Source organism: Kitasatospora sp. NPDC004614 (assembly GCF_042873675.1).
In the GTDB taxonomy this organism is placed as follows: Bacteria; Actinomycetota; Actinomycetes; order Streptomycetales; family Streptomycetaceae; genus Kitasatospora.
This window is the reverse complement of the sequence record NZ_JBIALR010000016.1, coordinates 70,069-87,679: the sequence shown is the minus strand read 5'-3', so window position 1 is coordinate 87,679 and position 17,611 is coordinate 70,069. Positions and strand designations below refer to the sequence as shown.

At 72.1% G+C, this 17,611-nt stretch carries 15 protein-coding genes and 1 pseudogene; 15 read left to right on the top strand and 1 reads right to left on the bottom strand.

The genetic code is table 11. The features are described 5' to 3' along the window. Window positions 1-89: 89 nt before the first annotated feature. The 6 genes from ACFYST_RS27665 to ACFYST_RS27640 all read left to right on the top strand — a co-directional run bounded on the left by ACFYST_RS27665 (window position 90) and on the right by ACFYST_RS27640 (window position 6,000). Window positions 90-1,271 carry a cysteine desulfurase family protein gene (locus tag ACFYST_RS27665; protein WP_387637082.1) on the top strand — a complete coding sequence of 394 codons (1,182 nt, stop codon included), beginning with the start codon at window positions 90-92 and terminating at the stop codon, window positions 1,269-1,271. Between the two features lie 51 nt (window positions 1,272-1,322). Further along, window positions 1,323-1,814 carry a MarR family winged helix-turn-helix transcriptional regulator gene (locus tag ACFYST_RS27660; RefSeq protein WP_387637080.1) on the top strand — a complete coding sequence of 164 codons (492 nt, stop codon included), beginning with the start codon at window positions 1,323-1,325 and terminating at the stop codon, window positions 1,812-1,814. 96 nt (window positions 1,815-1,910) lie between these two features. After that, window positions 1,911-3,302 (top strand): MFS transporter, encoded by a 1,392-nt coding sequence (locus ACFYST_RS27655; protein ID WP_387866182.1) that lies wholly within the window; start codon window positions 1,911-1,913, stop codon window positions 3,300-3,302. 85 nt (window positions 3,303-3,387) lie between these two features. Continuing rightward, window positions 3,388-4,521 (top strand): tRNA 2-thiouridine(34) synthase MnmA, encoded by a 1,134-nt coding sequence (gene mnmA / locus ACFYST_RS27650; RefSeq protein ID WP_387866180.1) that lies wholly within the window; start codon window positions 3,388-3,390, stop codon window positions 4,519-4,521. Window positions 4,522-4,768: 247 nt separating this feature from the next. Next, entirely contained in the window at window positions 4,769-5,302 is a 534-nt protein-coding gene (locus tag ACFYST_RS27645) for a TIGR00730 family Rossman fold protein (RefSeq protein ID WP_387637073.1), read from the top strand. Between the two features lie 8 nt (window positions 5,303-5,310). Beyond that, window positions 5,311-6,000, top strand: a complete 690-nt coding sequence (locus ACFYST_RS27640; protein ID WP_387637070.1) for an SDR family oxidoreductase — start codon at window positions 5,311-5,313, stop codon at window positions 5,998-6,000. Window positions 6,001-6,005: 5 nt separating this feature from the next. Here the strand turns inward: ACFYST_RS27640 and ACFYST_RS27635 are convergent, their stop codons facing one another. Continuing rightward, window positions 6,006-6,863 carry a phosphotransferase gene (locus tag ACFYST_RS27635; RefSeq protein WP_387866178.1) on the bottom strand — a complete coding sequence of 286 codons (858 nt, stop codon included), beginning with the start codon at window positions 6,861-6,863 and terminating at the stop codon, window positions 6,006-6,008. A 433-nt stretch (window positions 6,864-7,296) separates the two neighbouring features. On the opposite strand from ACFYST_RS27635, the gene ACFYST_RS27630 reads away from it, so the two are divergent. From ACFYST_RS27630 to ACFYST_RS27590, 9 genes and pseudogenes are all read left to right on the top strand, one after another. Further along, window positions 7,297-8,109, top strand: a complete 813-nt coding sequence (locus ACFYST_RS27630; RefSeq protein ID WP_387866176.1) for an alpha/beta fold hydrolase — start codon at window positions 7,297-7,299, stop codon at window positions 8,107-8,109. A gap of 83 nt (window positions 8,110-8,192) precedes the next feature. Further along, window positions 8,193-9,164 (top strand): methionine synthase, encoded by a 972-nt coding sequence (locus tag ACFYST_RS27625; RefSeq protein ID WP_387638826.1) that lies wholly within the window; start codon window positions 8,193-8,195, stop codon window positions 9,162-9,164. Continuing rightward, the gene (gene ligA, locus ACFYST_RS27620) at window positions 9,161-11,497 is read left to right on the top strand and encodes an NAD-dependent DNA ligase LigA (RefSeq protein WP_387866175.1); all 2,337 of its coding nucleotides are present in this window, start codon (window positions 9,161-9,163) and stop codon (window positions 11,495-11,497) included. The genes ACFYST_RS27625 and ligA overlap by 4 nt, the downstream gene beginning before the upstream one ends. Window positions 11,498-11,855: 358 nt before the next feature. Continuing rightward, a pseudogene (locus tag ACFYST_RS27615) lies at window positions 11,856-13,343 on the top strand (putative bifunctional diguanylate cyclase/phosphodiesterase); the annotation flags it as partial. A gap of 221 nt (window positions 13,344-13,564) precedes the next feature. Further along, window positions 13,565-13,861, top strand: a complete 297-nt coding sequence (gene gatC, locus ACFYST_RS27610; RefSeq protein ID WP_035866399.1) for an Asp-tRNA(Asn)/Glu-tRNA(Gln) amidotransferase subunit GatC — start codon at window positions 13,565-13,567, stop codon at window positions 13,859-13,861. A 5-nt stretch (window positions 13,862-13,866) separates the two neighbouring features. Next, entirely contained in the window at window positions 13,867-15,360 is a 1,494-nt protein-coding gene (gatA, locus tag ACFYST_RS27605) for an Asp-tRNA(Asn)/Glu-tRNA(Gln) amidotransferase subunit GatA (protein WP_387637059.1), read from the top strand. Further along, window positions 15,357-15,596: a hypothetical protein gene (locus tag ACFYST_RS27600; protein WP_387637056.1), complete on the top strand. Its 240-nt coding sequence runs from the start codon at window positions 15,357-15,359 to the stop codon at window positions 15,594-15,596. The genes gatA and ACFYST_RS27600 overlap by 4 nt, the downstream gene beginning before the upstream one ends. A gap of 27 nt (window positions 15,597-15,623) precedes the next feature. Continuing rightward, window positions 15,624-17,123: an Asp-tRNA(Asn)/Glu-tRNA(Gln) amidotransferase subunit GatB gene (gatB, locus tag ACFYST_RS27595; RefSeq protein ID WP_387637053.1), complete on the top strand. Its 1,500-nt coding sequence runs from the start codon at window positions 15,624-15,626 to the stop codon at window positions 17,121-17,123. 169 nt (window positions 17,124-17,292) lie between these two features. Next, window positions 17,293-17,598 (top strand): DUF6059 family protein, encoded by a 306-nt coding sequence (locus tag ACFYST_RS27590; protein WP_387637050.1) that lies wholly within the window; start codon window positions 17,293-17,295, stop codon window positions 17,596-17,598. Window positions 17,599-17,611: the final 13 nt, after the last annotated feature.

The following is a 17,611-nucleotide window of genomic DNA, read 5'->3' as shown; positions in this document are numbered from 1 at the left end:
CACAGCGGCGTGGCCGGAACGCTAACGGCGCGTTGCAGAGGGTGCAATGGCCAAATCGTGACCTGCGGGCCGCCTACACTGGACCCGCTATGGCTTACCTCGACCACGCCGCCACCACCCCGATGCTGCCCGAGGCGATCGCCGCGATGACGGCGCAGTTCGGGACCGTCGGCAACGCTTCCTCCCTGCACACCGCCGGGCGGCGGGCCCGCCGGGTGATCGAGGAGTCCCGGGAGTCGCTGGGCGAGTCGCTGGGCGCGCGGCCCAGCGAGATCGTGCTCACCGCGGGCGGCACCGAATCCGACAACCTGGCGGTCAAGGGCCTGTACTGGGCCCGGCTGGCCGCCGATCCGGCCCGCCGCCGGGTGCTGAGCAGCCCGGTCGAGCACCACGCGGTGCTGGACGCGGTGCACTGGCTGGCCGAGCACGAGGGCGCCGAGGTCGAGTACCTGCCGGTGGACGAGGTCGGCCGGGTGCGCCCGGAGGCGCTGCGCGAGGCGATCGAGCGGGCGCCGGAGACGGTCGCGCTGGTCACCGTGATGTGGGCCAACAACGAGGTCGGCACCGTCCAGCCGGTACGCGAACTCGCCGCCGTCGCCGCGGAGTTCGGGATCCCGATGCATGCGGACGCGGTGCAGGCGCTGGGCCAGGTCCCGGTGTCCTTCGCCGACTCCGGGCTGACGGCGCTCACCGTCACCAGCCACAAGATCGGCGGCCCGTACGGGGTCGGCGCGCTGCTGCTGTCCCGCTCCGCGACGCCCGTTCCGCTGCTGCACGGCGGCGGCCAGGAGCGCGACGTCCGCTCCGGGACGCTGGACGTGCCCGGCGCGGCCGGGTTCGCGGTGGCGGCCGAGCTGGCCGTCGAGCGGCAGCCCGAGTACGCGGCGGGTGTCGGCATGCTGCGTGACGACCTGGTCGCGGTGGTCCGGGCGGCCGCGCCCGAGGCGCTGCTGAACGGCGACCCGGACCCGGCGGGCCGGCTGCCCGCGAACGCGCACTTCTCCTTCCCCGGCTGCGAGGGCGACGCGCTGCTGATGCTGCTGGACGCGGCCGGTGTGGAGTGCTCCACCGGTTCGGCCTGTTCGGCGGGCGTCCCGCAGCCCAGCCACGTGCTGCTGGCGATGGGCGTGGCCCCCGAACTCGCCCGCGCCTCGCTGCGGTTCTCGCTCGGCCACACCTCCACCCGGGCGGACGTCGAGGCGCTGGCCGCCGCGCTGCCCGGAGCGGTGGAGCGGGCCCGCCGGGCCGGACTGGTGCGGGCCGGTCGCTGACCGGGTTCGTTCGGTAGCGGAACCATCTGCTGCCGGACTTATTCTGGAGGGATGAACGCACCCCTGCCCGAGCGCACCGTCCGTGACCTCACCGGGCTGCTGGTCCAGGCCGCGCACGCCATGAACACCCGCCTGTCGCTGGCCCTGGCCGAGATCGACAGCTCCCCGCGCAAGCACTGCGTGCTGCTGCACGCCATGGAGGCCGAGCGCACCCAGTCGCAGCTGGCCGCGATCGCCGGGCTGGACAAGACCACCATGGTGGTCACCGCCGACGAGCTGGAGCGGGACGGCCTGGCCGAGCGCCACCCGTCCGTGACCGACCGGCGGGTGAAGGTCATCCGGGTCACCCCGGCCGGTGCGGAGCTGGTGCGGCGCGGCGAGGTGATCGTCGACCGGGTGCACGGGGACGCGCTGGGCGAACTGTCGGCCGGGGAGCGGCAGGTGTTCGTGGACGCGCTGGACCGGCTGCAGCAGGACGTGGAGTTCCCGATGGTGGGGGAGGGCGGCGTGGTGCGGAAGCCGCGGCGGTTCCGGCAGAGCTGACAATCCCGTTCTGGATCGTCTATTACAAAACTATCTGTTACGGTCTCTCTTGTTGGGGGAGCGCGCGCCCGCGTGCCCCCGGGGAGGGAGACACCCATGTCCGAAAACCCGTCACGCGCCCGCTGGTTGGCCCTCGCGGTGGTCTGCGCCGGCATGCTGATGGTGATCCTGGACGGCTCGATCACCACCGTCGCGCTGCCCGCCATCCAGGACGACCTGCACATCGGCCGGGCCGGACTGGCCTGGGTGGTGGACGCCTACGTGGTCGCCTTCGGTGGCCTGCTGCTGCTCGCCGGGCGCCTCGGCGACCTGCTCGGCCGCCGCCGGATCTACCTCGCCGGCATCGCCGCGTTCACCGCCGCCTCCGTGCTGTGCGGCCTCGCCGCCACCCCCGCGATGCTGATCGGCGCCCGCTTCCTACAGGGCATCGGCGGGGCGATGGCCTCCGCCGTCGGCCTCGGCATGGTGGTCGGGCTGTTCCCCGAACCCGCCGACCGGGCCAAGGCGTTCGGCGCCGTCGGCTTCACCGGCGCGGCCGGCGCCTCGCTCGGCCAGGTGCTCGGCGGCGTGCTCACCGAGGGCCTGGGCTGGCACTGGATCTTCTTCATCAACCTGCCGATCGGCGCCGCCGCACTCCTTGCCGGGCTGCGCCTGCTGCCCCGCGACCAGGTCGGCCGCGCGAAGGGCGGGGTGGACGTCCCCGGTGCGGTGCTGGTCACCGGCGGCCTGATGCTCGGCGTGTACACCATCGTCGAGGGCGGCCCGCACGGTTGGGCCCTGGCGGCCGGTGCGCTGCTGCTGCTCGCCGCGTTCGTCCTGCGGCAGGCCCGCGCCGCCACCCCGCTGCTGCCGCTGCGGGTCCTCGCCCGGCGCACCACCGCGCTCGCCAACCTGGTGCAGATCCTGCTGCTCGGCGCGATGTTCGGCTTCCAGGTGCTGGTGGCGCTGTACCTGCAGAACGTCCAGCACTACGGCGCGCTCGGCACCGGACTGGCCATGCTGCCTGCCGCGCTCACCATCGGCACCGTCTCGCTGCTGGCCGCCGCCCGCGCGATCGGCCGGTTCGGCGAACGCCGCACCCTGCTGATCGGCCTGGCCCTGCTCACCGTCGGCCTCGGGCTGCTGGTACGGCTACCCGCCGGCCACTTCGACTACGTCACCGACCTGCTGCCCACCATGCTGCTCGGCGCCGGCTTCGGACTCGCCGCCACCGCGCTCACCGCGCTCGGCATGGCCGACGCCCGGCCCGAGGACGCCGGACTGCTCTCCGGCGTGCTCAACACCACCCAGCAGGTCGGCGCGGCGCTCGGTGTAGCCGTTCTGACCGCGCTGGCCGGCGGCACCGGAGATGCGGTCGACGGGTTCCACCTGGCCTTCGGCGTGGGCGCGATGCTGCTGCTCGCCGCGTTCCTGCTGGCCACCGCACTTCCCGCGCGGACCGCTGCTGTCCCGAGCGCCGCCGAGCCGTCCGTCCTGGTGCCGAACTGACCCTCCGGGGCCGGGGCGAGCTGTCGGAGCCCGGTGCGGACTGACCGTCCGGCGCGCGCCCGGCCACCGTTAGGCTGGACTCCTTATGACTGACTTCCCCGGCGCCCCGACCACCCCGTCCACCGGCCGACTGCGCGTGCTCGCCGCGATGTCCGGCGGCGTCGACTCCGCCGTCGCCGCCGCCCGGGCCGTCGAAGCCGGCCACGAGGTGACCGGCGTCCACCTGGCGCTCGCCAGCAACCCGCAGTCCTTCCGCACCGGCGCGCGCGGCTGCTGCACCCTGGAGGACTCCCGGGACGCCCGCCGCGCCGCCGACGTGATCGGCATCCCGTTCTACGTCTGGGACTTGGCGGAACGCTTCCGCGAGGACGTGATCGAGGACTTCGTCGCCGAGTACGCCGCCGGGCGCACCCCCAACCCGTGCCTGCGCTGCAACGAGAAGATCAAGTTCGCCGCGCTGCTCGACAAGGCGATCGCACTCGGCTTCGACGCCGTCTGCACCGGCCACTACGCCCGGATCGTCGACCTGCCCGACGGCACCCGCGAACTCCACCGGGCCGTCGACGGCGCCAAGGACCAGTCGTACGTGCTCGGCGTGCTCGACGCCGACCAGCTCGCCCACTCGCTGTTCCCGCTCGGCGACACCACCAAGGACGTCATCCGCGAAGAGGCCGACCGGCGCGGCCTGGCCGTCGCCAAGAAGCCCGACAGCCACGACATCTGCTTCATCACCGACGGCGACACCCAGGGCTTCCTCGCCGAACGCCTCGGCACCGCGACCGGCGACATCCTCGACACCGACGGCACCAAGCTCGGCGAGCACGACGGCGCCTACGGCTTCACCATCGGCCAGCGCAAGGGCCTCCGCCTCGGCCGCCCCGCCGCCGACGGCAAGCCCCGCTACGTCCTCGACATCTCGCCGGTCAACAACACCGTCACCGTCGGCCCCGCCAGCGGCCTCGACGTGCACGCCCTCACCGCCATCCGCCCCCGCTGGTGCGGCACCCCGGCGAGCGGCGAAGGCCGCTACACCGCGCAGCTCCGCGCCCACGGCGAAGAGGTGCCGGTGACGGCGGTGATGACCGGTGACGAGCTGCACGTCCGCCTCGACACCCCCGCCCGCGGCATCGCGCCCGGGCAGGCCGTAGTGCTGTACGACGGCACCCGGGTGGTCGGCTCGGCGACCATCGCGAGCACCGAGCGGGCCATCGAGGCCTAGGGTCTGTCTTCAAACCCCCGCCTGCCCCACAGCGCGCCCCCAGCCCTTGGGGGCTGGGAGGTACCCCCAGGCACGCACTCTCGCCGCACCGGGCGAAAGACCAAGTACACCCAGTACGAGGCCTTCCACCCGGCACGCCGAGAGCACGCACCAGACGCCGCGGGGCTGCGCCGCGGGTTTGAAGACAGCCCCTAGCCACTATTGGTTTGACCCGGGCGTGGCGGGCGGTGATAGGACTGTTTGCACTATGAACATCACGGTCTTCTGTTCGGCGAACCTGCTCGATGCCAAGTACACCGCTCCGGCGGCGGAGTTCGCCCGGCTGCTCGGGGCCGGTGGGCACACCCTGGTGTGGGGCGGGTCGCACACCGGGCTGATGGGCCTGCTGGCCGACGAGGTGCAGCAGGCCGGGGGGCGGCTGGTCGGGGTGTCGGTGGAGTTCCTGCGGCACAAGGCGTACGAAGGCGCCGACGAGCTGGTGGTGACGCCCGATCTGGCCACGCGGAAGGCCGAGTTGCTGGCGCGCGGGGACGCGGTGGTGGTGCTGGTCGGCGGGCTCGGGACGCTGGACGAAGTCACCGAGGTGCTGGAGCTGAAGAAGCACGGGCAGCACGACAAGCCGATCGTGTTCCTCGACACCGAGGGGTTCTACGCCGGGACGCGGACCCAGCTCGAGCGGATGGACAGCGAAGGGTTCCTGCCGCGTCCGCTCGCCGAGCTGGTGAGTTTCGCGCAGACTCCCGCCGAAGCCCTCGCCCACGCCACCGCCAAGCAGAACTGAGGAATCCCATGGGTGTCCACCTGATCACCGGCGCCGGCTCCGGCATCGGCTCCGCCGTCGCCGACAAGCTCACCGCCCGCGGCGAAGAGGTCTGGCTGCTCGCCCGGGACGCGCGCCGCGCCGCCCAGTTGCGCGAGCGCTACCCCGAGGCGCGGACGCTGGTCGGCGACCTCGACGACCCGGCCAAGCTGTCCTGGGCGTTCGGCCACCAGGCGCTGCCCGTCGAACTCGACTCGCTGCTGCACATCGCCGGCGTGGTCGAACTCGGCACCATCGGCGAGACCCCCGTCAAGGCGTGGCAGCAGCAGCTGAACGTCAACACCGTCGCGCCCGCCGAGATCACCCGCCTGCTGCTCCCCTCGCTGCGCCTCGCCCGCGGCCACGTGGTGTTCGTCAACTCCGGCGCCGGCCTGCGCGCCGACCCCACCTGGGGCTCGTACGCGGCCAGCAAGTTCGCGGTCCGCGCGGTCGCCGACGCGCTGCGGCAGGAGGAGCACGCCAACGGGGTCCGGGTCACCACCGTCTACCCCGGGCGGACGGCCACCGCGATGCAGGTGAAGGTGCACCAGCAGGAGGGCAAGGAGTACGACCCCTCGAAGTGGATCGCCCCGGAGTCGGTCGCCACCGCGATCCTCGCCGCGCTCGACCTGCCGCGCGACGCGGAGATCACCGAGATCACGGTGCGCCCCGGCCAGTAGGGAGGTCACCCCAGGCGGTGGCGGAGCCAGGCCAGGCCGTGCGCACCGAGCGCGTCGGCGCGCAGCGTCCACAGCCCGGTGAGGGTCGCGACGAACGCAGTGACGGCCCCCGGTGAGGCTGCGCGCCACATCGACACGCCGTCGGCCCATCGTTCCGCGTTCTCGGGTGTGTGCCCCGCCTGGATCAGCCGGACGACCAGGTACGCCGTGTCGACCCAGGCCGCGCCGGGTGCGGGGAACGCCCAGTCGACGACCCGGACCGTGTCGCCGTCCACCAGGAGGTTGGGGCCGGTGAGGTCGGTGTGGACGAGAGTCCCGCCGTCGATCAGGGCCGGCGCTTCGTGTTCGGCCCCGATCAACGTACTCAACCGCTCCACGGCCCACGCGTCGAGCCGGTCCCGGTGCCGCTCGTCGAGCGTGTGCCAGAAGTCCTGGCCGGACCACCGGTCGGCCAGCCGCAGAGCTCGCAGCGGCGGAGCCGGGGTCAGCGTCTCGGCGAGGGTTTCCAGTGTTCGGGCGATCAGTGGCAGATCGGCCGATCCGGGGGACAGGTCTGCGTGCCGCCCGGGCGCGCGTTCGAATCCGAGGGCCAGCCACCCGGCGGCCTCGACCGTCCACAGCAGGCGGGGGCCAATGCCGGGCGGGAGGACGGTGTTGACGGCCGATTCCAGGCGGTGCATCCACGCCTTGGCGTTGTCCTCCCGGACCGCTTTGCAGAACACCGGCCCCCCGGCCGCGTCCAGTAGCGCAGCGAAGTCGGAGACGGTCCCGGCGGTCGGCGGCGTCGCGCGGGCAACTGGTCCGGTCCGTCCCTCGATTCCGCTTCGCAGTTCGGACGGCAGCTGGTGCCAGGCGTAGCCCATGGGAGTCCTCCGGAGTGCGGCCCGCCCCGGTCAAGTCGCGAGCGGAGCGGGCCGGTTGGTCGGTCGCTAACTGCTGTGGCAACCGCGATGGCACTGGCTGCAACTGCCGCTCCCGCTGGTGTCGCTGCCATCGCCACCGCTGCCCTCGGAGCCGTCGGCGGACATGGCCCACAGCTCGCCGTCCACGGCGAAGCCGCTGGCCTCGATGACGGCCACCCAAGGTGATCGCTCGCCATGCGTGCGACAGTACGCCGCTGCACGGTGTCCAACCAGAACGGCCAGCAGACGGCGCCTCCGCCGCGCTCGACCTGCCGCGCGACGCGGAGATCACCGAGATCACCGTCCGCCCCGGCCAGTAGCCGGGGGAGCGCGGCTGCGGTCCACTGGAGGGACGGGGCCGTGGTCGCGGCTCCACGGCGTGAGGAGCGGTCGCATGCCTGTGGCCCGGGTGAACGGAGTCGGTCTCTACTACGAGTTGGCGGGGGACGGCGATCCGCTGGTGCTGGTCCACGGGTCCTGGACCGACCATGCCACGTGGGGCGCCGTGGTGCCCGCCCTCGCCGAGCGGTACCGCGTGCTGGCCTACGACCGGCGGGGGCACAGCCAGAGCGAACGCCCCGCCGGGCAGGGGACCCGGACCGAGGACGAGCAGGACCTCGCCGCGCTGATCGAGACGTTCGACCTGGCGCCGGCGCACGTCGCCGGCAACTCCTTCGGGGCCTCGACGGCGCTGGGCCTGGCGGCGAGGCGCCCCGAGCTGTTCCGGAGCCTGGTGGCGCACGAGCCCCCGCTGATGGGGATCGTGGGCGAGGATCCGGACCTCCGGCCGCTGATGCGGGCCATGGGGGAGAAGCTGGAGTCCGTTCGCGCGCATCTGCGCGCGGGCGAGAACCTCGCGGGCGCCGAGCAGTTCGTCGAGGAGGTCGCCCTCGGCCCCGGGAACTGGGAGCAGCTCCCGGACTGGCTCCGGGACACCCTGGTCACCAACGCCCCCACCTTTCTCGACGAACTGGCCGATCCCGACTGGCTGTTCCTCGACCTCGCCGGGCTGTCCGGTTACACCGGCCCCGCCCTGCTGACCAACGGCACCGAGAGCCCGCCGTGGTTCCCGGCCATCATCTCCCGGCTCGGCGAGGCGCTGCCCCGGGCCGAGGTCAGGACGCTGGAGGGAACCGGCCACGTCCCGCACGTCTCGCACCCCGAGGACTACCTGCGCAGCCTGACCGGCTTCCTCGCCGCCGCCTGAGGGCAAGGCTGCGTAGGCTCTGTCCCGTGACTGACGTGGACGTTTTCGGAGAACTGGCCGGGGCCGCGACCGGGGTGGGGTCGATGCCCGGTGGGGATGTGCGGGACATGGTCCGGGGGGTGATGGCCGAGCTGGAGCAGCTGCCGCACCTGCCGGAGCTGCCCGGGCGCGGGCCCGGTGCGGACATGATCGGGCGCGGGGCGGGCCTGCTGACCGAGCTGTTCGTGCAGACCGAGCCGAGCGGGTGGCGGTTCACCGACCACCCCGGGCGGGACACCAAGCGGGCCCGGTCCTGGCTGGGCGAGGACCTGGACGCACTGGAGGAGTACACCCAGGGCTACCAGGGGCTGCTGAAGATCCAGGCGGTCGGGCCGTGGACGCTGGCCGGGTCGATCGAGCTGCGGCACGGCGAGAAGGCGCTCAGCGACCCCGGCGCCTGCCGGGACATCGCGGAGTCGCTGACCGAGGGCCTGCGCCGTCACCTGGAGGACGTCCGCCGCCGGGTGCCGGGAGCGACGATCGTGCTGCAGCTGGACGAGCCGCTGCTGCCCGCCGTCCTCGCCGGTTCGGTGAAGACCGCCAGCGGCTTCCAGCGGCTGCGCGCGATCGACCGCCAACTCGCCGAGCAGGCGCTGCGCGAGGTGATCCGGGGCGTGGAAACGCCGGTGCTGGTGCACAGTTGCGCGCCGAAGGTGCCGATTCCCTTGCTGCGCCGGGCCGGTGCGGCCGGGATCAGCCTGGACTTCTCGTTCCTGACGGAGCGTGACGACGACGACCTGGGCGAGGCGGTCGAGGGCGGGACGCTGATCCTCGCCGGTGTGGTGCCCTCCACCGACACGACTGCGGTTCAATCAAAAGGCGTGTCAGACCCGGCCGGTAGTGTCCAGGGTGTCAGGACGTTGTGGCGCAGGCTCGGGCTGGCCCCGGAGCTGTTGGGCCGCCGGGTGGTGGTGACGCCGACGTGCGGGCTCGCGGGGGCGTCCCCGGTGTACGCGCGGCGGGCGTTGGCCTCGGCGGTGCGGGCGGCACGGAGCCTGGTGGACAACCCGGAGTGACGAGCGAGGAGGACGGCGCGGTGGCGGCTGTGGAGGGCTGGGAGGAGATCCCGGCGGAGGTGCGGACCCGGCACGCCGAACTGGCGACCGAGATCGAGGAGCACCGGGCCCGGTACTACGACCAGGACGCCCCGGTCATCAGCGACGCCGAATTCGACGCCCTGATGCGCGAGTTGGAGACACTGGAGGCCGAGCACCCGGCGCTGGTGACGCCCGACTCGCCGACCCAGAAGGTCGGCGGCGGGGCGAACGAGCAGTTCGCGTCCGTGGTGCACCGCGAACGGCTGCTCAGCCTCGACAACGCGATGGACGCCGAGGAGTTGGCGGCCTGGGCCGAGCGGGTCGCCACCGAACTGTCCGGCATCGACTACCACTACCTGTGCGAACTCAAGGTCGACGGGCTGGCCGTCAACCTGACGTACGAGAACGGCGACCTCGTCCTCGCGGCGACCCGCGGCACCGGGCAGGTGGGCGACGACATCACCGCCAACGTCCGCACCATCAAGGGCATCCCGCACCGGCTCAAGGGCGACAACATCCCCGCGCTGGTGGAGATCCGCGGCGAGGTGTACTTCCCCACCGAGGAGTTCGACGCGCTGAACGCCTCCTTCGCCGAGGAGAACGAGCGCCGCCGGCAGGAGAACGAGGAGCGCGCCAAGGAGGGCAAGCGGCCGCGGGCGATGATCCGGCTGTTCATGAACCCGCGCAACGCCGCCGCCGGTTCGCTCCGGCAGAAGGACCCGCTGGTCACCGCCGCCCGCCCGCTGCGGATGGTGGTGCACGGCATCGGCGCCCGGGTCGGCTTCGGCATCGACAACCAGTCGCACGCCTACCAGCTGCTGCACGACTGGGGCCTGCCGACCGCCAAGCACAACAAGGTGGTCGGCTCGCTCGAGGAAGTGCGGGCGTTCATCAAGTACTTCGGCGAGCAGCGGCACTCCGTCGAGCACGAGATCGACGGCGTGGTGGTCAAGGTCGACGAGATCGCCCTGCAGGGCCGGCTCGGCTCCACCTCCAAGTCGCCGCGCTGGGCGATCGCCTGGAAGTACCCGCCGGAGGAGGTCACCGGCAAGCTCGCCGAGATCAAGATCGGCATCGGCCGCACCGGCCGGGCCACCCCGTACGCGGTGCTGGCCGAGCCGGTGAAGGTGGCCGGCTCGATGGTGCAGTACGCGACGCTGCACAACCAGCAGATCGTCAAGGCCAAGGACGTGCTGCTCGGCGACACCATCGTGCTGCGCAAGGCCGGTGACGTGATCCCGGAGATCCTCGGCCCGGTCTACGACCTGCGCGACGGCAGCGAGCGGGCGTTCGAGATGCCCACGCACTGCCCGGAGTGCGGCGGCGAGCTGCGCCCGATGTCCGAGGGCGACATCGACCTGCGCTGCCCGAACGCGCAGCACTGCCCGGCGCAGATCCGCGAGCGGATCGCGTTCCTCGGCGGCCGCCAGTGCCTGGACATCGAGGGCCTCGGCTACGTCGCGGCCACCGCGCTCACCCAGCCGCTGGAGCCCGCCGACCCGCCGGTCAAGGACGAGGGCGACATCTTCGGCCTGACCGAGGAGCAGCTGCTGCCGATCAAGGTGCTGGTGCGCGACCCGAAGACCGGCATGCCCAAGCCGGACGACAAGACCGGCAAGGAGAAGCGGACGTCCTTCTTCGCCACCACCGCCGGCGCCCCGAAGAAGAACACCGGTGTTCTGCTGGACAACCTGGACAAGGCCAGGGACCGCCCGCTGTGGCGCTTCCTGAACGGACTGTCGATCCGCCACGTCGGTCCGGTGGCCGCGCAGGAACTGGCCCGCGAATTCCGTGACCTGGACCGGATCTTCGCCGCCGACGAGACCGAACTCGCCGCCGTCGAGGGCGTCGGGCCGACCATCGCCAAGGCCATCAAGGAGTGGTACGCGGAGGAGTGGCACCGCGAGATCCTCCGCAAGTGGCGCGACGCCGGCGTGCGGTTCACCGAGGAGGCCGACGAGGAGCAGGGCGAACGCCCGCTGGAGGGGCTGACGTTGGTGGTCACCGGCACCCTCGCCGGGCACACCCGGGACGGCGCGAAGGAGGCGCTGACCTCGCGCGGCGCGAAGGTGACCGGATCGGTGTCGAAGAAGACCCACTTCGTGGTGGTCGGCGACAACCCCGGCTCCAAGTACGACAAGGCGGTGCAGCTCGGCGTCCCGGTGCTGGACGACGCCGGGTTCGCGGTGCTGCTGGAGCAGGGCGCGGACGCCGCCCGCAAGCACCTCGGGCTGGACGTCGAGGGGGGCGGCGCAGAGGGCGAGGCCGGTGGGGAAAATGCCGGAGAAGTACCGGAGGAGCAGGTTTCCTGACAGGTCGTTACCGTCCTGATGCCGCGTCAGTCGGGTGTTCGGGAGCGAAATCGGGCATTGTGTCATCGAGCAGCGCGCGGATATGACGTCGCGCTCGGAGGTGACCGGAAAGTGCGCCCGTACGGCGGACCCCGGCTTACCCTGGGCGCTACGAACTGTCAGCAGGAGTGTGTGGCACCGGTTCTGCCGGAGCCCCGGGGACACGCCCTCGTCTGACGTCCACCGGCATCCCGAGGAGGGGGTGCCTCACCGTGAGGCGGCCCAGCGGGGGCGGGCCCGACGGAGGACTGGGCTTATGGATCGTACGACCGGCGGCGCGCCCACACGCCCGCCGCAGGGGATGGCGGGGGCGGTGCTGCTGCTCGGCGTCCTGCTGGCCGGGGCCGCGCCGCTGATCCCGCTGGCCGTCCTGGTGTACCGCTACGAACCCGAACTGCTCCCGCTGTTCGCGGTTCCGCTGGCCGTACTGGTCGCCGCCTGGCGGATCGCCCGGGACCGGGCCAGGGACCAGCTCACCGACCCGCTGACCGACCTGCCCAACCGGCAGGCCCTGCTGATCGCCACCCAGGAGGCGCTGGCCGCGCACGAGGGCGAGGACGGCTACAGCGTCGGCCTGATCCTGCTCGACCTGGACCGCTTCCGGTCGCTGAACGACGCGCTCGGGCACACCGCCGGCGACCGGCTGCTGGTGCACATCGCCCGCCGCCTGCACCGGGCGCTGCGCTCCGGCCCCAGCTTCGCGCCGGGCCCGGACACCGCCGTGCTGCCCCCGCAGGTGCGCCGCCGCAGCGAACGCCCGGTGGTGGCCCGGATGGGCGGCGACGAGTTCGCGGTGCTGCTCCCCGGCGTCGGCAGTCCCGAACTGCTGGAGCGGATCGCCAAGGCGCTGATCACCGAACTTGCCGCACCGATCCGGCTGGACGGGCTGCTGCTGGTGCTGGAGGCCAGTGCCGGGGTCTGTGTGCACCCGACGCACGCCCAGGACGCAGAATCGCTTCTGCGGCGCGCCGACGTGGCGATGGGCCACGCCCAGCACAGCCGCAGCGGCGTCGAACTGTACGACGAGGCACGGGACTTGGAGACCCCGTACCGGATCGGCCTGCTCGGCGACCTGCGGCGGGCGCTGGAGATGAACGAGGTCGCCCTGCACTACCAGCCGAAGGTCGCCTTCGACGGCCGGGTGGTCGGCCTGGAGGCGCTGGTGCGCTGGGAACGGCCCGGGCAGGGCCGGGTGCCCCCCGACGAGTTCATCAGCCTCGCCGAGTCCTCCGGCCTGATGCCCCGGCTCACCGACTACGTGCTGGAGAGCGCCGTCGGGCAGATCGCCCGCTGGCGCCACCAGGGCCTGATGGTGCCGGTCGCCGTCAACGTCTCGCCGCGGGACGTCCTCAATCCGGGTTTCGCCGCCCGGGTCGCCGGACACCTCACCCGGCACCAGGTCCCCGCCGAGGCGCTCCAACTGGAGATCACCGAACGGCTGCTGCTCGACGACAGCCGGCGGGCCGCCGACACACTGGCCGAACTGCGCCGCTACGGCGTGCGGATGTCGCTGGACGACTTCGGCACCGGGCACTCCTCACTGGTGCGGCTGCGCAGCCTCCCGGTCGGCGAACTGAAGATCGACCGCTCGTTCGTCTCCCGGATGGTCGCCGACGACCACGACGCGGCGGTGGTCCGCTGCTCCGTCGAACTCGCCCACTCGCTGGGCCTGACGGTGGTCGCCGAGGGCGTCGAGGACGACGAGACCTGGGAGCGCTTGCACGACCTCGGGGTGGACGCCGTGCAGGGGTGGCTGGTGTCGGCCGCGCTGCCGGTCGACCAGGCGACGGCGTGGCTGCAGGTGCGGCGGACGGGGGCGGTTTCCTCGCTGCCGCGATAGTTGTTCGTTCGCGAGGTCCGTCCGGGGAGGGAGTTCTGTCCCCGGGCGGACCTTGCTGTTGGTCCCCTTCCGCCTCGCGCAGTTCCCCGCGCCCCTGAAGGGGCACATAGGATGGCCCTCAAGACCAAAAAGGACGGGTGTGCCCAGGGCCGCCCGGTCTACCGGAACTCACCCTTGAGGATCGCTGCATGCCTGGCATCACGCGCGAGGAGGTCGCCCACCTCGCCCGGCTGTCGCGTCTGGAGTTGCAGGCGGAGGAGTTGGACCACTTCGCCGAGCAGCTCGACGTGATCATCGGCGCGGTCGCCCGCGTTTCCGAGGTCGCGGGGCAGGACGTCCCGCCGACCTCCCACCCGCTCCCGCTGAGCAACGTCATGCGGGCGGACGAGGTGCGACAGTCGCTGACCCCGGAGCAGGCGCTGTCCGGCGCCCCGGCGAGTGAGGACCAGCGTTTCCGCGTGCCGCAGATCCTCGGGGAGGACTGACCGAGATGACCGACCTGATCAAGTACACGGCGGCCGAGACGGCCTCCGCGATCGCCAAGGGCGAGGTGTCGGCCGTCGAGGTCGCGCAGGCCCACCTGGACCGCATCAACGCCGTCGACAAGAAGGTCAACGCCTTCCTGCACGTCGACAACGAGGGCGCGCTGGCCGCCGCCCGCAAGGTCGACGACAAGCGGGCCAAGGGCGAGCAGCTCAGCCCGCTGGCCGGTGTGCCGCTGGCGCTGAAGGACGTCTTCACCACCAAGGGCATCCCGACCACCTGTGGTTCGAAGATGCTCGAGGGCTGGATCCCGCCCTACGACGCCACGCTGACGCGGCGTCTGAAGGACGCCGACGTCGTCATCCTCGGCAAGACCAACATGGACGAGTTCGCGATGGGCTCCTCCACCGAGAACTCGGCGTACGGCCCGACCGGCAACCCGTGGGACCTGACCCGGATCCCCGGCGGCTCCGGCGGCGGCTCCGCGGCGGCGCTCGCCGCGTTCGAGGCGCCGCTGGCGATCGGCACCGACACCGGCGGCTCGATCCGCCAGCCCGGCGCCGTCACCGGCACCGTCGGCGTCAAGCCGACCTACGGCGCGGTGTCCCGCTACGGCCTGGTCGCCTTCTCGTCCTCGCTGGACCAGGGCGGCCCGTGCGCCCGCACCGTGCTGGACGCGGCGCTGCTGCACGAGGCGATCGCCGGCCACGACCCGCTGGACTCCACCTCGATCGACGCGCCGGTGCCGGCCGTCGTCGAGGCCGCGAAGATGCGTGACATCCGCGGCATGCGGATCGGCATCGTCAAGGAGTTCGCCGGCGAGGGCTACCAGCCCGGCGTCATGCAGCGCTTCAACGAGTCGGTGGAGCTGCTGCGCGAGCTGGGCGCCGAGGTCGTCGAGGTGTCCTGCCCGTCGTTCACGCTGGCGCTGCCCGCGTACTACCTGATCGCCCCGTCCGAGTGCTCCTCGAACCTGGCCCGGTTCGACGCGATGCGCTACGGCCTGCGGGTCGGCGACGACGGCAACCGCTCCGCCGAGCAGGTCACCGCGCTGACCCGTGAGGCCGGCTTCGGTGACGAGGTCAAGCGCCGCATCATCCTCGGCACCTACGCGCTGTCCTCCGGCTACTACGACGCCTACTACGGCTCGGCGCAGAAGGTCCGGACGCTGATCTCCCGGGACTTCGACGCCGCGTTCGCCGGTGTGGACGTGCTGATCTCCCCGACCACGCCGACCACCGCGTTCCCGATCGGCGAGCGGGCGGACGACCCGATGGCGATGTACCTCGCCGACCTGTGCACCATCCCCTCGAACCTGGCGGGCAACGCGGCCATGTCGCTGCCCTGCGGGCTCGCCCCGGAGGACAATCTCCCGGTCGGCCTGCAGATCATCGCCCCCGCGATGGCGGACGACCGCCTCTACCGCGTGGGCGGCGCCGTCGAGGCCGCGCTCAACGACAAGTGGGGTCACACCCTGCTGGAGGAGGCACCGGCACTATGAGCAAGATCGAGAAGGCCAAGGGCTGGAAGCACTCGAAGCCCGGCCTGTGGCTGTCCATCGGCGGAAGCGCGTTCGGGGCGATCTCCATCGTCAAGGACATCCGCCACGCCCGTGAGGACAACGACACCCTCAAGCTGATCAACGCCGTGGTCGGGGCCGCCGCCCTGATCACCGGGACCGCGCTCCTCGTCCGCGAGCTCAAGCGTCTCGGCGACGACGACGTCCTGCTCGGCTGAACCTCCCATGACTGAAGAAGGGACGCTGTGAGCGTCATGAGCCTGGTCTCCTACGAGGAGGCACTCGCCTCGTACGACCCGGTGATGGGCCTTGAGGTCCACGTCGAGCTGGGTACCAAGACCAAGATGTTCTGCGGCTGCTCCACCGAGCTGGGCGCGGAACCGAACTCGCAGACCTGCCCGACCTGCCTCGGCCTGCCCGGCTCGCTGCCGGTGGTCAACGCGGTCGGTGTGGAGTCGGCGATCCGGATCGGTCTCGCGCTGAACTGCGAGATCGCGGAGTGGTGCCGGTTCGCCCGGAAGAACTACTTCTACCCGGACATGCCGAAGAACTTCCAGACCAGCCAGTACGACGAGCCGATCGCCTTCAACGGCTACCTCGACGTGCAGCTGGAGGACGGCGAGGTCTTCCGCGTGGAGATCGAGCGCGCCCACATGGAGGAGGACACCGGCAAGTCCACCCACGTCGGTGGCGCGACCGGCCGCATCCACGGCGCCGAGTACTCGCTGCTCGACTACAACCGGGCCGGCATCCCGCTGATCGAGATCGTCACCAAGCCGATCGAGGGCGCGGGCCACCGGGCCCCCGAGGTCGCGAAGGCGTACGTCGCCGAGCTGCGCGAGCTGATCAAGGCGCTGGGCGTCTCCGAGGCCCGGATGGACAAGGGCCAGATGCGCTGCGACGTCAACCTGTCGCTGCGCCCCAACGGCACCGAGAAGTTCGGCACCCGCAGCGAGACCAAGAACGTCAACTCGCTGCGCAGCGTGGAGCGGGCCGCCCGGTTCGAGATCATGCGCCACGCCACCGTGCTGACCGACGGCGGGACGATCGTCCAGGAGACCCGGCACTTCCACGAGGAGGACGGCTCCACCACGGCCGGCCGGATCAAGGACAACGCCGAGGACTACCGGTACTTCCCGGAGCCCGACCTGGTCCCCGTCGCCCCGGCCCGTGAGTGGGTCGAGGAGCTGCGGGCCGAACTGCCCGAGCTGCCGCGGGTCCGCCGGGCCCGGCTGCAGGCCGAGTGGGGTCTGAACGACCAGGACATGCAGTCGGTGCTGAACGCCGGCGCGGTCGAGCCGATCACCGAGACCATCGCGGCCGGCGCCCCCGCCGACCAGGCCCGCAAGTGGTGGATGGGCGAGCTGGCGCGGCGCGCCAACGAGACCGGCACCGAGCTGTCCGAGCAGCCGATCACCCCGGCGCAGGTGGCCCGGGTGTGCGCGCTGGTCGCCGAGGGCAAGCTGAACGACAAGCTGGCCCGCCAGGTCATCGAGGGCGTCCTCGCCGGCGAGGGCGAGCCGGACCAGGTCGTCGAGAAGCGCGGCCTGGCCGTGGTCTCGGACGACTCGGCGCTCGGCGCGGCCGTCGACCAGGCGATCGCCGACAACCCCGACGTCGCCGCGAAGATCCGCGACGGCAAGGTGCAGGCGGTCGGCGCGCTGGTCGGCGCCGTCATGAAGGCCACCCGCGGGCAGGCCGACGCGGCGAAGGTCAAGGACCTGATCCTGGAGAAGCTGGCCTGAGGCTGCTGCTCCGTACGGTGCCCGTCCCCGAACCGGGGGCGGGCACCGTCGTTTTCCGGCACCGTCGTTTTTCGGCACGGTTCGTTCTCCGGCGCGGTTCGAGCGGCGCTCCAGCCGTCGGCCGGATCCTGCCCACCGCGATATGCCGGAGACGAAGCGAGGTGGAGTAATGGCCGGGGTGACCCGTTCGGGACGGAGGCTGCTGGGGGCGGCCGTGAGACGGCTGCTGTGGGGACTGTCGCTGCTCGGCGACATGTATCTCTGTACGGCGGCGTCCCGGTACGAGGCGATGCTGCTGGGGCGGCCGGTGGAGCGGCCGTGGCCGCTGGAGCCGCCGATCACGCTGCTGCCGCCGCCGCCCGGGCACCCCGAGCAGCTGATCCCGGACGTTCCGCTGAGCGCGGTCGAACTCGAGCTGCGGTCCGAACTGCTGCACCTGAGGCGGCTGCTGCCCGGTGACGGGGTGCGGCGATGACCGTGCGGGAGCG